Annotated in this window: 11 protein-coding genes; 2 read left to right on the forward strand and 9 right to left on the reverse strand. The window is 45.5% G+C overall.

Translation table 11 applies throughout. From position 1 onward, the window contains the following. Positions 1-8: 8 nt before the first annotated feature. The gene (locus R3D00_06185) at positions 9-590 is read right to left on the reverse strand and encodes an RNA polymerase sigma factor (GenBank protein ID MEZ4772755.1); all 582 of its coding nucleotides are present in this window, start codon (positions 588-590) and stop codon (positions 9-11) included. A 3-nt stretch (positions 591-593) separates the two neighbouring features. Continuing rightward, positions 594-1,724 carry a hypothetical protein gene (locus tag R3D00_06190; protein MEZ4772756.1) on the reverse strand — a complete coding sequence of 377 codons (1,131 nt, stop codon included), beginning with the start codon at positions 1,722-1,724 and terminating at the stop codon, positions 594-596. A gap of 212 nt (positions 1,725-1,936) precedes the next feature. Between R3D00_06190 and R3D00_06195 the strand changes: the two genes are divergently transcribed. Further along, positions 1,937-2,614, forward strand: coding sequence for a DUF2306 domain-containing protein (locus R3D00_06195; protein MEZ4772757.1), 678 nt, complete (start codon positions 1,937-1,939; stop codon positions 2,612-2,614). Here the strand turns inward: R3D00_06195 and R3D00_06200 are convergent. Beyond that, positions 2,562-4,496 (reverse strand): CocE/NonD family hydrolase, encoded by a 1,935-nt coding sequence (locus R3D00_06200; protein ID MEZ4772758.1) that lies wholly within the window; start codon positions 4,494-4,496, stop codon positions 2,562-2,564. The two genes, R3D00_06195 and R3D00_06200, sit on opposite strands and share 53 nt — an antisense overlap. Before the next feature lie 1,609 nt (positions 4,497-6,105). On the opposite strand from R3D00_06200, the gene R3D00_06205 reads away from it, so the two are divergent. Beyond that, a complete protein-coding gene (locus R3D00_06205; protein ID MEZ4772759.1) occupies positions 6,106-6,609 on the forward strand; it encodes a LytTR family DNA-binding domain-containing protein in 504 nt (167 codons plus the stop codon). Positions 6,610-6,615: 6 nt separating this feature from the next. Here the strand turns inward: R3D00_06205 and R3D00_06210 are convergent, their stop codons facing one another. From R3D00_06210 to R3D00_06235, 6 genes are all read right to left on the reverse strand, one after another. Continuing rightward, entirely contained in the window at positions 6,616-7,938 is a 1,323-nt protein-coding gene (locus R3D00_06210) for an alkaline phosphatase D family protein (protein MEZ4772760.1), read from the reverse strand. 41 nt (positions 7,939-7,979) lie between these two features. Then, the gene (locus R3D00_06215) at positions 7,980-8,501 is read right to left on the reverse strand and encodes a shikimate kinase (GenBank protein ID MEZ4772761.1); all 522 of its coding nucleotides are present in this window, start codon (positions 8,499-8,501) and stop codon (positions 7,980-7,982) included. 10 nt (positions 8,502-8,511) lie between these two features. Next, complete coding sequence (locus R3D00_06220; protein ID MEZ4772762.1) at positions 8,512-9,360, reverse strand: DUF4943 family protein; 849 nt, start codon at positions 9,358-9,360, stop codon at positions 8,512-8,514. Positions 9,361-9,378: 18 nt separating this feature from the next. Continuing rightward, positions 9,379-10,776 (reverse strand): GDSL-type esterase/lipase family protein, encoded by a 1,398-nt coding sequence (locus R3D00_06225; GenBank protein MEZ4772763.1) that lies wholly within the window; start codon positions 10,774-10,776, stop codon positions 9,379-9,381. Between the two features lie 175 nt (positions 10,777-10,951). Next, positions 10,952-12,268: an exosortase N gene (xrtN, locus tag R3D00_06230; GenBank protein MEZ4772764.1), complete on the reverse strand. Its 1,317-nt coding sequence runs from the start codon at positions 12,266-12,268 to the stop codon at positions 10,952-10,954. 10 nt (positions 12,269-12,278) lie between these two features. Beyond that, positions 12,279-14,792 (reverse strand): XrtN system VIT domain-containing protein, encoded by a 2,514-nt coding sequence (locus tag R3D00_06235; protein ID MEZ4772765.1) that lies wholly within the window; start codon positions 14,790-14,792, stop codon positions 12,279-12,281. Positions 14,793-14,813 lie beyond the last annotated feature (21 nt).

Below are 14,813 nucleotides of genomic sequence, written 5' to 3' on the forward strand. Positions count from 1 at the left end.
ATTGGTGTCTATTTGCCCGGATCAAAGGTTTTAAGACCATTTGCCAGCTTTCGGAGGGAGTAAAATATCCGCGACTTGATCGTTCCCTCCGAACATCCCATCACTTCGCTGATTTCTTTAATTGACAGTTCTTCCTGATAGCGGAGTACAAAGACCTCGCGGTGATTTTCGCTGAGATTCTCCAGTTCCTCTTCCAGTTGAACGACAAATTTTTGCTGGTCCAGGGAATGTTCGTCTGGTGGTTCGGTAATATTGATCCCGCTCAGATCGTCCATGGTGGACATGATTTTGCGCACTTCCCGGCTTCTGTACTCATTTTTGACCATATTGGAAGCCACACTGTAAATCCAGGTTGAAAAGCGTTTGTCGGGGTGGAACAAATGCGGCTTTTCGACAATTTTGACAAAAAGATCCTGCAAAAAATCCTGCGCCTTTTCCTTGTCATGATACAACATCCTCCAGAAATAATGGAGCATACGATCAGCATACCGGCGGTACAATTCATCGAATCCCCGCTCGTCATGCTCAGCGATCAGTGTCATCAGTTCCTCATCGCTGCAATGCTCATATATCGGCTGGAAAAAACGCATATTTTACTCTCCCAGGGCTTTTTTTACTTCCGCAATTCTTCCTGTATCCATCCCGATTTTTTCAATCAGCCTTTTCAGTTCTGCTGTTTTGGCTGTCTGCTTTTTCTCTGTATAATATTGGTGCAACATCAGTAAAGGCGTGAGGTACGTGGAACGCATGGGGGTAATGCTCGAATATGGCGAAAAATAGCTAAAGTTGACTTTCAGGTGGTCGAGAAAAAATTGTTCTTCCACATTTTTTGCAAGTACGGCGAGGTTATCAAATCTTTTGACGCTGTATTTGGAGGCCAGCCCCACCACGTATAGATTTTCTCTGTGATTTTTTATCGATTCGGGAGAAACGGTAAGCGCAAAATACAGGGGACGTCCGGCGTTAGCGAGAAGATGACCGACAAGTTTGTCCTGAAAGGGTGCATATCCGTCGCTGGCAGGGATAAAGGTAAAGGGTTTGATATTCAGCCGGGACAATAATCCGGTCAGGTAGGGTTTATCCATAGCCAGAGAACGATTCAGCACGATTACATCCGGGCGTACTTTCATTACATCCTGAAGCATCCATGCAGGGTATGTATCGTTGTCGCCGTTGGTAAAAAGGATGGCGTTTGGTTCGAGACTTACCAGCACATTGTAGTTGAATGCGAGCAGTTCTTCCGGCATGGCGCCTGTTTCGTACCATTTTTGGTTAAACTCCTTTCTTTTCCCCGGGTTGTTGCTGAATTCATAGTAAGTGACCATTTCCTCCATGATCTGGGGCATATCAGGGCGCAGGCGATAAGCTTTTTCGAGGTAGGGAAACCGGGAAATATCGTTGCCCCCATTGCGGTACATCAGAAAGTTCCATGTGGGAGATTCCGGGAGGTGTTTTTTCATTTGGGAAAGGAGCGCCTCTGTGTTTTCGGGGCGGTTGCCTTCATTGACGATGCCTGCTGCGCGATTGGCTTCGTAGTAGTTGAGCCATGCGTTTTCGTCTTCAGGGTTGGCGGTGACCGCTTTTTTCCATAAGGAAACCTGCGTTTTGTAATAGTTATAATCTCTGAGTTCGCGGGTAATGCGGGCGATCTGCTCCGGCTGTTGGGGGAAGGCAGACAAGGCTGAAATAATCAGGATAAATATTAAAAATAAATTTCTGATCATGGTCTTGGTGTTGTTTGAGAATAAGTACACGTGTGGCGATGTTTGGTTCAATTTTTTCTTATTGTATTAGAAACTGAATCCCGTTTATTTGAGGAAAATTTCCTGGCTATGCATTTGGTGTCATTTCCTTTGGGAGAATCACACCTGAAGGCTTCGGAAAAATTGGGAAAACGCTTATACAAAATAAAATAATTGTAAATCGTCGCCTGAGTATGAAAAAAGCAGTTGTTCTCGCAAGTCGTATCCTGCTGTTTTTGCTGGCATTTGGAATTGCGGCATACGCACTTTCTTTTTTCAGTTTTAAAGTGGAAGACAACTTCCTGAGTACCAAACCATCGATTTTACTGGGAAGTTTTTTGTATCGGCTAGCATTTTATGCGCATGTGGGTGGCGGTGCGGTTGCGCTGGTTACCGGCCCCTTTCAGTTTTTGCCAGGATGGCGAAATCGCCGGCTTTCCCTGCATCGAACCATGGGTAAAATATATCTGGTTGCTATTCTGATGAGCAGTATCTCCGGGTTTTCGCTGGCATTTTTCGCAAATGAAGGCGTCGTTACCGGGATAGGATTTGCTTTGCTGGCAGTTAGTTGGTTTACCACCAGCCTGATGGCATATATCCGTATCCGTCAAAAAAACATTACCCTGCACAAGGAATGGATGCTTCGGAGTTTCTCCCTGACATTTGCTGCGGTTACACTTCGTCTGTGGCTTCCATTGCTGCTGGCGGGGTTCCGATGGCCCTTTGCTGATGCCTATATTTTTGTGGCCTATATGTGTTGGATCCCCAACCTTGTAGTCATGGAGCTGATTATCCGCTGGCCGAAATGGCGGCGTAGGGTTAATTCCCCGCCACAATCAGTTTTTTCCAGCCGAGACCTTCCGGCGAACTGATTTCCACGATATAGATGCCCTCCGGCCATTTTCCTACCTGAAATACATATTCCCCTGTCGAAAAATCAGGCGAAAAGTCCTCTGTGATAATTTTCCCTGAAAGATCGTAAAGCCGAACCACATTAATCTTCTGAAGGGTTGTTGAAAGCCTGATCACCACAGTTTCGCTGGCAGGATTTGGGTAGATTTCGAGGGGTAACGAGTTTTCACGGGAGAAATCCAGTCCTGTGGAAAGAGAATCGGTCAGGGGAAATGTTATCGATGAAGGCTGAGAACTGTTGATATACAAGGTATTGGTCGCTACCAGGGGATTTACCAGCGTGTCTCCGTTCAGGTTGGGATACATTGGGCCATTGGTATTCATATTGCGATTGAAGCGAGGATAGTTTGCCGAACTCACATCCAGGCGAATCTGATGCCCGGGCAAAAAAGTATAGGCAATATCAGGCAAAGTAAGTCGGATATGATAAATCTGTCCGGGTGTCATAGCCATTGTATCGGCGGCAGTATATCCGTTGCGAAACCGCATCCGTTGAATATCGTCTGAAAGCAGCATAGATCTGCCGTCGGGATAAACATCGGTAAGGCGTATGGCGAAGTCCGTATCCAGCCTGTTGGACGAAACATATAATTCTGCATACGGTTTGCCTTTTACGATCACAGGATTTGTGAGAATTTGAGAGGAGAATAGCAAAATATCATTGCGGGATTCGACAATATTGCTTTGGTCATAAGGACCTTGAAGCTGATCTGCCCGAAGTGTAGGCCCTCCATGAGTGGGAGATGGGTCGTTGGGGTCGTAGGTATATGTCAGATGGCCGGAAGAAACAGTGGGGCTGAAAGGTTGAATCTCTCCGGTTTCATGGAGAAATAAAGTTTGATTGAATGTACCCGTTGGAGGCCAGGAGGAGGAACCTTCCCATGTATTCTGTCCCATTTGGAAATACTGTACTTTGGGGGTGTTTTCCCATCCATTGGGCAGATCCCGGAGGTAAAAGTCAAAAAATTTCAGGGCCAGCGAATCACTCCATCCTGCGGCTTCGGGATAAAAAAGTTCACCTTGCTGACCAGAGCCTACATAAGCTGTACCAAAACCTCCGTGAGCCCAGGGACCCATCAGGAGCCGATGTTGGTCTTTTACCGAAATATCAGAGGAAGTCTGAAGGGCATTGTATAGTTCGGTCATGAGTTCGACATTATGGTCATACCAGCCACCGATCATAAAGGTGGGAACTTTAATTTCGGAAGGGTAGAGGCTAGTAGATTCTGCAATCTGCCAGAGAAGATTTTTGACAGGGTTGGCGTAGTAGATGGGGGAAAGGCCAAATCCGAGACCGTCGAGTTGTTCTATATGTTCTGTAATAGCAGCACCGCCGGGGAATGTTTGGAGATAATTATTTTGAGACCCTGCGACCAGGGGAGCGATACAATCGAGTGCGGGCGGATTTTCCCTTGCGGTTTGGTATTGAATACCACCAAGCGCAGAAGGGCCCCAGGTTCCGATTTTGCCATTTGACCAGGATTGAGTGTTGATCCATTCCACCACATCATAGCCATCTTCCCCCCTTTTGGGAGTAGCAATACAAGCATTGGCAGATCCGTAAAAACAACGCCAGTCCACGATGACAAAGGCGTAAGGACTGGAACTGAGTTGTTTGCCTGTGCCGAGGGGGAGATTTAACCGGTAAAGGATCCGGGAGTATGGCGTCTGGATCAGAATGGTAGGAAAAGTACCGGTAGTATTGGGCAGGTAAACATCAGCTTTCAGGGTTTTACCATCGCGCATAGGAATATCTACAACAGTAGGATTCAGAATTTGGGCAGAAACAATACCCGGATAAAAGAGGCCGGAAGCAAGAAGGATAAGGAGAAATGATTTCATACTGAGGATGTTTTAATGAAGACTTCTTTTGCATGTAAAACGTTTAATCGAAGAGAGAAAAAAAATATTTTTTGGGGGGGGGAATGGCATAATGCTTTGGGAGGCGGTTTGGAACGGTTTGAAACGGTTTGCAACGGATTTCAACGGTTTGTAACGGATTTTATCGGTTTGGAACGGTTTCTAAAAGATTTCAACGGTTTGTAACGAATTACAACGGTTTTCAGCGGATTTTATCGGTTTCAAACGGTTTGCAACGGTTTAATTCGGTTTCCAACGGTTTTTAGCGGATCTTATCGGTTTCCAACGGTTTCCAACGGTTTCCAACGGTTTTTAACGGTTTTTAACGGATTTTATCGGTTTCCAACGGTTTCTAAAAGATTTCAACGAATTGCAACGGTTTCTAACGAATTACAACGGTTTTCAGCGGATTTTATCGGTTTCCAACGGTTTCTAAAAGATTTCAACGGATTGTAACGGTTTCTAACGAATTACAACGGTTTTCAGCGGATTTTATCGGTTTCCAACGGTTTCAAACGGATTAAATCGGTTTCTCAAGGTTTTCAACGGATTGTAACTGTTTGGAATCGCAGAATCCCCAAGGATCGGTTTGCAACGGTTTGAAACGGTTTGCAACCGAAGAACCCCTAAAGGACCGGTTTGCACTGGATTCCACCGTAAGTATCAGTGCTATTTTGCTGATTATCAATTATCTATGTTTGGCTCAAATCCGTTATAAACGGTTTGTAACGGATTTTAACGGATTAAATCGGTTTCTCAAGGTTTCCAACGGATTCCAACCGAAGAATTCCTGACGAATCAGTTTACGCCAAATTCTGGAGTAAGGATTAGTATTAATTTGTTGATTATCAATATTTTGTGATTGGATCAAATCCGTTTGTAACGGTTTGCAATGGATTATAACTGTTTGGAATCGCAGAATCCCCAGGGATCGGTTTCCAACGGTTTCCAACGGATTTTATCGGTTTCCAACGGTTTCTAAAAGATTTCAACGGATTGCAACCGAAGAATCCCTAAAGGACCGGTTTGCACTGGATTCCACCGTAAGTATCAGTGTTATTTTACTGATTATCAATTATCTATGTTTGGCTCAAATCCGTTTTCAACGGATTTTAACAGTTTCAAACGGTTTGCAACGGTTTGAAACGGATAGCAACGGATTTTATCGGTTTCCAACGGTTTCTAAAAGATTGCAACGGTTTCTATCGGATTCCAACGGTTTGCAACGGATTGTAATGGATTGTAACTGTTTGGAATCGCAAAATCCCCAGGGATCGGTTTCCAACGGTTTCAAACGGATTAATTCGGTTTCCAACGGTTTTCAACGGATTGCAACGGTTTCTAGCGGTTTTCAGTTGTTTCCAACGGTTTAAATCGGTTTCCCCAACGTTTCCCAATCCCACAGGACTGGTTTTCCACGGTTTCTAATCGCTCATCTTAATTTTTTCCTCTAAAAAATATCGCTGATTATCAATCACTTGTAATTTTTTTTATTTTTTTTCCGAAAACCTGTTTACGTTTTTCGGCTCTCGTTGACTAAGTATTTAGATAAGCAATTATTTCGATTACCCACAATCAAAACTAACGCCCTATGGAATTTACCCCAATCCTTGAAAATCATGAACGGAGCATTCCTCCCGATCAGGTTCTTACTTTTTTGCAGTCCAATCACCATATTTTTCAATCTTCTCCCGAATTGCTCCAACGTGTCCTTCGGTTTCTTCAAACTTTTTTGCCTGTCGGAAAATCTGAAAAGGAAAGGATTCTGTTGCCTCAGACAAATGGATTTTTACTGGTCGATGAAAAGGAAATCCTTTACCTGAAAGCAGAAGGTTCATATACCTATGTTACGCTTCATAATGGTCAAAAACTTTTGATCTCCCGTTCTTTGAAAGACTTTGTCATGGTGCTCAGTGATGAATGGTTTGAGCGAATACACAAATCCTATATCATCAACCTCCGATATCTGAAAGGGTACTCCCGGCTTCAGGGGGGGACTGCCATAATGGAAGACGGCACCGAGTTGCTGATCTCCCGGCGCCGTCTGACTATCTTTCTTCAGAAAATGGCAAAAATCGCCATGTCTCTGGAGTAATAACCATTAATTCAAAATCTCGATCTCTGTTGACCAAAGGGGTTTGCCATCTGTGTCAAAAAGGCTGAGTTTTACTTTCCTCGCCAATCTTTGACCGGTGATTTCTACCATGGCAAAATTCCGCTGGCCAAAATACGATCCCGGAACCCGCAACGTATTGGCTTCCTTCGGATTATTATGAATACCGGCAGTAAGCGGTGAAGTGGTAAAATCATAAATTTTCACTCCGTATTTTTCATATACCGAAAATTCGGCGTGATGGCGGTCTCCGGTAAGGAAAATGACGTTTTTGATCCCTTCTGAAGCAATGGTGTTAAGAATATATTCCCGCTCTTCCGGGGCAATCGCCGAATAAGTTTCTGATTCGCCCGAAGTATTGATCATTTGTCCGCCTATGCAAACAAATTTTATTTTAGCTGTCGAACTGATGATCGCATCCATAAACCAGCGAAGCTGGGTTTCTCCAAGGATACTTCGTTTTTCTGTTTTTTTGTCGTTGGGATCGCGGAAATACCGGTCGTCCAATAAAAAAAACTGTGCATCTCCCCACTCAAAAGTAGAAGTTACACCGCCCTGATTTTCAATTCCGTAAGATGGGTTTCCCCAGAAAAGCTGAAAGGCTCTGTATGTGAGATTTTTGTCCCGAAACGTGTGGTCGCTGTCGTTGGGGCCGTAGTCGTGGTCATCCCATGTGGCATAATGAGCCGTCGAAGCCAAAAGGGGTTGCAATTCTGCAACATTTCGGGTATGTGTATAGCGATGAATAATTCCGGTATTGGTGTACCAGTCTGCTTCCCGCAGGTATGTATTATCGCCCAGCCAGATCATCAGGTCGGGGTTTTTTCGATGAATGGATTCAAATATGCGATAATCACCGCCATATGGAGTGCCCGGACGGTCATAAGGTTCATCATTGATGTACGAACAACTCCCTACTGCAAAGCTGAACTCGGGTGGATCTGTACGCCACTGCCATAGTGGGGGCGTCTGGAAAGTCATCGCATAAGGGCGTGCTACTTCCTTTCCGTTGATCAACAGTTTGTATGAATAGATTTGTCCGGGTTTTACCTGGTCCGCAATCAGACGGGCAGTGTAGGCTTCGCTGAGCCGCGTCTGATAAATTTCTGTTCTGTAAGCAATTTTGGCGCCTTCACCGGCTGAGTATTCAAATTGTACCTGGGCAGGGCCATTGGTCTGTACCCACAGTAGGACTTCCCGCATTTCGGAGTACCCTACCATAGGACCTGACAAAAGCAGGGCTTCTTCGTCCTGTGCAAATATTCCTGTTGTTGTCAGGAGAAAAATCACAAAAAGTTTAAGACTGCGCATGATATTTTTGATGTTTGTTTCGTAAATCTACAAACTTCCTGTCAAACCTTTGTTTCTTCAATCAGACTTACCAGTCCTCTTGTATTAAGTTTGGGAGATTCCAGCACAAAATGTGCCTTCAAATAGTAAGGTTCGCGCTTTGAGAGTAACATCTCAATATGGGCAGGCAAATCGGTATCTTCAACCGCCCGTATCATAGGACGCTCTGCTTTCTGAAGCCGGAGGCGGTCATAAAGTGTTGCTGTCGTTGGTCTCAGGTAAATAGATATTCCCAACATGTTGATCAACTCCATATTGTCTCCAAAACACGGTGCGCCCCCACCTGTGGCTACGATACGGTTTCGGCCCGTGGAATGGGCAATTTGCTTCAGGGCTTCTCTTTCGGTTTCCCTGAATTTTTTTTCTCCTTCCTGCTCAAATATCTCCCGAATGGTTTTTCCTGCTTCTGCTTCTATAAAATGATCGAGGTCCACAAAGTCCCAACTCAGGGCATTTGCTGCACTTTTTCCCAGGGTGGTTTTTCCTGCCCCCATAAATCCGATCAGAAATACTGTTTTTTCCATGATTCGGAACCTACATCCAGCTTACTCCTTTTCCGGCAAGGGGGTTCGCTTTGGCAGCTTCTGCCTTTTCGAGGGTTTTGCCCGCTTCCCACCATTCCTGATAGGCCTGGAGTGCGGCTCTGATCTGCGCGGTACTGTTAAATCCTTTGGGGTTTCCTTTACTGGTTCCCAACACTGGTGCGCGGGAAGGGGGCATAAGGTCGCCGGTAATTTCTTCGGATGCCAGTGTTCCTTTTCGAATGGCTTCTACCAACCACAATGCTACCAATCCGGTGCGAACACTGTCTGGCCTGTAAGTGCTCTGCGGATTGCGTGGATAGTTTTGTACATAACTGCTATCTCCTCCGACCATTAGCAATGCGGGTATATCTTCCCAGTACAGTTTTGGCAGAAAAACCCATTCCCATGTATCGGTCGCAAGTGCTGCAATCACCTGATTTACCGGAACAGCGGGGTGGATCATTTCATACTTTTCTGGATCAGGCGGGGGAATAAGCTCCAATAGCAAAACGGCCGTATTGGTATCTCCCGCCACAATGTCTAGCTGGTTGTCGTAAGTTGCTCCGTTTTCGTTGAGTACGGGTTGAAAATATTTCCGGTTTGCTTCGACCAGATACTTATACCCATCCTCAGAAATGAACCGGAAATTGCTTACCCCATCGGCTCCCGTCCATTGTGAATCAATGGCTGTAAGGTAATTGCTGTCATAATATCGGTACAATACCACCCTTGCGCTGTCTAAAGGCTGTTGGGTTTCTTTATTTACTACCTGAAGATTTATGATCGTAGGGTAGGGACCACAACCCCAAAAAAGAGTAATGGCTGTAAAAAGAAAAATGCTAAAGGTGAGTTTACGCATGTTAAGGCCTGAAAGGCATTATTTTTTGAGCAAGAAAGATTCTGCGAGGGTTGAGGGTTTAGGGACGCTTTCGCGTGAAGGGTATTCACTCAGGAGATACTCTTTGACAATATTCGAAACTTCGACCGCACCGCGTCGGTTGGGATGTGTATAGTCTTTTTGCGCCAGAGAAGGGTTCGAATTTACCCATTTGATCATGGAGTTTCTTCCGCCCATGCCTGAATACAAGTCAAGGAAAGCAATGCCTGTCTCATCGGCTACTTTACGCTGAGCTGCCACAATCAGCGGGATGCTCGGGTCAGTCTGGCGTACCCCATTGATCACCGAACTTTTATCTCCTACACTTACCATCAGAATGTCCACGCCTGGCATGTTCTCCTGAAAGTGTTTGACAACTTTCTTCATCCCATTCTCATAAAACTTATAATCGGTTTTATTGGACATAATGACATTGAGGCCAAACTGCAGAACGATAAGGTCGTAGTCGAGATGTTCGTGAAATTCCTGCAGGGTTGTAGCGGGTATCTTGGTCAGGTTCATACCGCTGTTTCCTCTTGAGGAAAAATTATCTACATATATCCCCACACTGTCTTCAAAGCTGAGCCCATATACAGGAAGATCTTCAGGTATATTAAAATTTAACCTGATTTCAGCAGTTTTTGTGTCGCCGATGGTAACTTCATTGACAGTTTTTGTCTCGTTGAGCGGGAATGTATCCTTTTCTTCATTGATCGTGACGAGTACAAAATTGTCTGAAGAATTCCCCATGGGTTGTTTTCCGTAAAAAAGCCTGATTTTATGAAAAATCTGGGTCGTGGGGTAAATGTCTTCGCCCCAATATTTTACCCACGTTTTTCCGGGCATTTTTGCTGCCTGGTGTTCAGTGAGAAATAATTCGCCGGAAATTCCGAACTCATGTTTGGTAGGATTGGGGGTAAGAAAACTGTATTGTTTCCAATCTCCGCTGAATCTGTGTTTGATTGACTGGCGGAACCCATAAGTTTGGGAAACTATGGGTACAAAACCTACACCTTCTCCGCCAAAAATTTGCTGAAGGTCATTGCGCAATGATTGTGTAATCAAATCGCCTTCAATCATTGAATCGCCAAAATAGGCAATTCTGGCTTTACCAGTTTTGTTTTTTGCCCGGTCAAGGGCTGTATAAAAACCTGATAAGGGTGATTTTCCGGGTGTAGCCTGATCGCTTTTCTCAACTGCATCCCATTTCTCTTCCCCTTCCAGTGAATCATCTGTGTACAACTCTTCCATCTGAGGGACAACCGTATCAATGGCTGTCCATGCCGGAATATCATCCAGAGACATTTGTTTTCCTCCAAAAATGGCCTGCAATGTGAGTACCATTCCCGTGGAAATAAGTAATATCATAAATCCCTGAAGCAGATGATTTGACCTCATACGGTTACTTTCAAACATCACAGGTTAAACAAACACAAGGCGCTTTTTACACCAGTACGATTATACACTTTTGTTTCGAAATCCCCAATGCGAATTTATCCAAAACCTAAGTTCTGCGTATTTGATCACCAGCAAGTTGTGTGCCGTGGATGGCTGTTCTCTGCAAAAATACAGGTTATTTTTCGGAAAATATCACCCTCCTTTCCAGAAGTTCCCGGCATTGCGCTCTGAGGGTGATTTCATCTGCTGCCGTCAGGTTGATCAGGCTAAATGGTTTTTCACCTTTAAGGGTATTCCAACGCCATTCAAACTGGCTGAGGGTCTGCTGTGTGCCATTGTCATACCACCAGGCTGTGTACAGAATTTCCTTGTCTTTACGTAACTCTGCTAAAAATACTTCCTTACCGCTGACTTCCATCGTTCGTATATGTTCGGTTTCGTAACCGCTCGCCTGCCAGCATATAGCCGGAGTATGGTCTGATCGCCAGAATTTGCAAGGAGGTTTTACATACAATAGCACCTCCTTATTCTGAAACTTAGCCAACCCTGTGTCGAGCATTTCTTTTTCCATGCCGGGGATTTCCAGTGCGAGAAGTTCTGAATCTATAGGCTCATACCGATAAAAATCCCTGTTGATATTAAACAGAAATATTGCTGTTATGAGTACAGGCAGAGCAAACGAAAAGCCTGCAGGTACCGGACGTGTATATGCCGGAGAAAAAAACGGGCCTTTATTTCCGGGAGTAAAATACCTGATAAGTAAAAAGATAGGAGCTGCTACATACAAAATCAGGCTGCCCAGACCTATAAGTTCATGGCTCAGGGTTTCCTGTGGTGAACGGAAAATCACAATCAGCAGAATGCGGCAAAAGTTGCCGATCAAAAGCAATATCATGGTTGTGCTGTAAAGAACACTTAGTTTCCATACAGTGAAGGAAACCCGTGATTGTTTTTCTGCATAGGCGATAAGCAATGTGGTGATGATCAACCCGGCGATCATGGTATTCAGTCCCATGCAAGCCTGGTCCACCGCAAAACGCATGCCTCCGGTTTCAAAAATATTCCCGCTTACACTCACCTTCATTCCTGCCGACTGCAGGATTTCGGCTGAAATCCGACTTAACTCCAGCCTGATCGGGAAGGTGAAAATTCGCATGATAAACTGCAACATGGGAGAAATCAACACAAGCAGGATCAGGGGTAAAATACCCATTTTCCCATGCCTTGCCTCCAGTATCAGCAAGATCGTCGCACCAATACTCATCAGGAAAAATGTCTGCATATGAACCAGGTGGAAACAGAATATACTTCCTGCTGCCATCCATCCATAGCGCATCGAATACTCTCCCGGCCGTTTGATCGTGAATACCATCGGAACGAGCATCAGGCAAAGTATCACATTCATCTCTGGCCGAAGGTATTCCATCAGATTCTGGATTCCTGCCAGTATTACCAGTAAAATGAATGCTGCGGTGATCGCTTTTTCTTTCATCTCAGTGGTCTTAGAATCTGAATCGTTTGATTTGTACTCCCGCAATGATTAGTCCAACCAGCACAATGAGCGCCCATTCATGGGGTTCGGGTGCGCTGCCATCGTTGTGAACGGATGCATTGCCCAGTGTTTTTTTGTTTTCTTTTATGTCAAACCGTTCATAATCCTGCTGGGTTTCCAGTACGGTGAGGCTCGATACCGGCGATACAACATACGCTTCCTCTGCCTCTCTGATCCATTCTTCTTCCAGTTTTTCCTTATCAAAATAGCGTGTGCCGATTGACCGCATCAGGTCATTGTAGGCGTAGAGACGCATCAAATGGTCCGGGGCTGAAGAACTATGTGCCAGCGTGTCCATACTGATGCTTATTCCGGCGGCATGAATATTCACCTGCGAAGTGGCCTCCTGCTCAGAGATGAATATCCCCCGATCCAGCCATGCCTGAAGGCTTTCCGTACTGCCTGTTGTGTAGTCAAGTACTCGCAATTCTTTCAGCGTCCGTACATAGGGGGAAATTTCTGTTCCGATATCAAACCATTTTACCTTACCAGAAAAACCTGCCAGATAGGCGCTTAATCCATTGGCGAAAGGTGTTTCTTTCAGGTCGTTGAGTAGTGGAGAACGGCTGCCTGAGCGGGAAATAACGAGTGTGTTTTCAGGGTTGGGAATCAGATGCAGAGGAAGCAGGGAAAACTGGTTTTTGCGCATTCCATCAGTTACTTCCCTGAAATTATCGCCGGTAAGCAGTGCTCTTTGTGGCGTAAACACATACACAGGAAATTTTCCGGTCAGTGCGCGGGCAAAATCGAGGTCGCTGTTGGTCCAGCTGCGATTGATATCCAGCACAATTTCCTGTGGGGTAAATGTCGCTTCATGTACCGCAATGGGTGAGAGGTGAAACGATTTTCCCTGGAAGGAAAAATAGTCTTCGGCCAGTTCTGTTGCGGGGAACTGCAATTTCCAGTCTGGCTGATAACTTCCTTTAAAGGTAAAAATTCCTTTCTCCTTTTCTCTGAATCCCCAGAAGAGCTTGGGTTTGGATGTATAGTCTTCCGGAACCGTAAGGGTAATTTCTTCACGGGTGTCTGCGGTTTCCGGGCCGTTGAAATACACATTTTCCAGCTCCAGCATCTGACCGTTGATAGTCAGCGGAGCGGTAAAACCCATTTTGAATACGCGGTCTTCATCGGGAGTGCAGGGAAAGACCGTAACGGATATGCGGTTGCCTTCCTGCCAGTGTACCAATGCGGGGTCGCGCCTTTCGTATCCTACAATTGTCTCATAGGCTTTGTCAGCTTTGCTGCGGGTGGTAAGTCTGGATTTTTGTTCGACGCCATTGATCCAGAGAGAAAGAGAAGTAACCACCGCACCTTCGGGCAGGTAGAATGAATAAACGGCCTCTTCCTGGCTCCAGCTTTCGTAGGATTGGTTGTGAATAGTGAGGGTTTTTTCGAGATAGGCCAGGCGATATTTCGGGAAAATGCGGATATCGGTCTGAACCTTGCGGGTTTCTAGGTTGTCGCCCCGCCATAGGCGGCGGTGGGTCATATGTCTGGCGTCATAGCGGGATTCAAGGAGTTTGATCAGCGTTTCGTCGGTGAAATTGAGTTTTTCGTACATCATATGCGCAATGACCGCCAGGGGATTGTGGCGCTGATTGCCCTGATAGGTGAGCTGGTTCAGCATGCCGTTTAACTCACCGGTCCAGAATGATTTTTGAGAAAAAGCCTCACTCATGATCACCATTTCGGTGAATGGCCCGTCGGGTAGCTCCTGGCTCAGAACTACCCACTCGGGCAATATGTCAGCGTATCGGGTTTGATATACGCTGCGCGCAGATAAAATATCTTTTTGTACGGAGTTCCATTTGGCGAGGAAACCACCGAGAATCAGTAAAGGAATCGTTACACCCAGCCAGAAAGCGCGTTGAGACCAGGGCAGGGGATTCATTCTGAAAAGCGACTGGATGAAATGAATGACCCAGAAAACCGGAGCGAGCGCAAGCATCGATATGCCCAGGACAATAGATAGCGGAATCGCGTAAATATTTAACGGGCCAAGGAAAATTGCCATATAAAAGGCAACCAGCATTCCGGAACCGTTTACAAAATAAATCACATACTGAATGGCTGCGGGGAGTTGACTTCTGTATGGAAAAGCGAGAATCGCTGCGTGCATAGCGATCATAAAGGCGTTCAGCCAGTTGGTATATGGAGCGAATACGGATAGTTCCCTGCTGAGATTGAGCGAATGGGCGGAAAGCGAAAACAGGACAAGGGCTATGGAGTAGAGTTTTTCATCACCTTTGGAGAAGTTTGCCAATCCGTGTTCCCGAAGGTGGGTGATGATTATCGCGATAAAATAGGATACGGTAATTCCATACACGACCCAGAAAAGGCCGCCGCCGTTGAAAATATGATGATTGTAGTCACCAAAAACCTGGTAGGTAAATATTCCCAGGCAGGTAAGCAGGCAAAGGTAGCCGAAGTGAAGCATGCTGAAACGGGAGAGGGACTGTTGCATAGTATAGTGAGTTGGCGGTGA

It is taken from the genome of Bacteroidia bacterium, from assembly GCA_041391665.1.
Lineage (GTDB): Bacteria > Bacteroidota > Bacteroidia > J057 > J057 > JAGQVA01.

Coding starts and splice junctions, on each gene's coding strand:
- R3D00_06185 (MEZ4772755.1), bottom strand. CDS start 590: ATGCGTTTTTTCCAGCCGATATATGAGCATTGCAGCGATGAGGAACTG.
- R3D00_06225 (MEZ4772763.1), bottom strand. CDS start 10,776: ATGAGGTCAAATCATCTGCTTCAGGGATTTATGATATTACTTATTTCC.
- xrtN (MEZ4772764.1), bottom strand. CDS start 12,268: ATGAAAGAAAAAGCGATCACCGCAGCATTCATTTTACTGGTAATACTG.
- R3D00_06220 (MEZ4772762.1), bottom strand. CDS start 9,360: ATGCGTAAACTCACCTTTAGCATTTTTCTTTTTACAGCCATTACTCTT.
- R3D00_06210 (MEZ4772760.1), bottom strand. CDS start 7,938: ATGCGCAGTCTTAAACTTTTTGTGATTTTTCTCCTGACAACAACAGGA.
- R3D00_06200 (MEZ4772758.1), bottom strand. CDS start 4,496: ATGAAATCATTTCTCCTTATCCTTCTTGCTTCCGGCCTCTTTTATCCG.
- R3D00_06190 (MEZ4772756.1), bottom strand. CDS start 1,724: ATGATCAGAAATTTATTTTTAATATTTATCCTGATTATTTCAGCCTTG.
- R3D00_06235 (MEZ4772765.1), bottom strand. CDS start 14,792: ATGCAACAGTCCCTCTCCCGTTTCAGCATGCTTCACTTCGGCTACCTT.
- R3D00_06205 (MEZ4772759.1), top strand. CDS start 6,106: ATGGAATTTACCCCAATCCTTGAAAATCATGAACGGAGCATTCCTCCC.
- R3D00_06215 (MEZ4772761.1), bottom strand. CDS start 8,501: ATGGAAAAAACAGTATTTCTGATCGGATTTATGGGGGCAGGAAAAACC.
- R3D00_06195 (MEZ4772757.1), top strand. CDS start 1,937: ATGAAAAAAGCAGTTGTTCTCGCAAGTCGTATCCTGCTGTTTTTGCTG.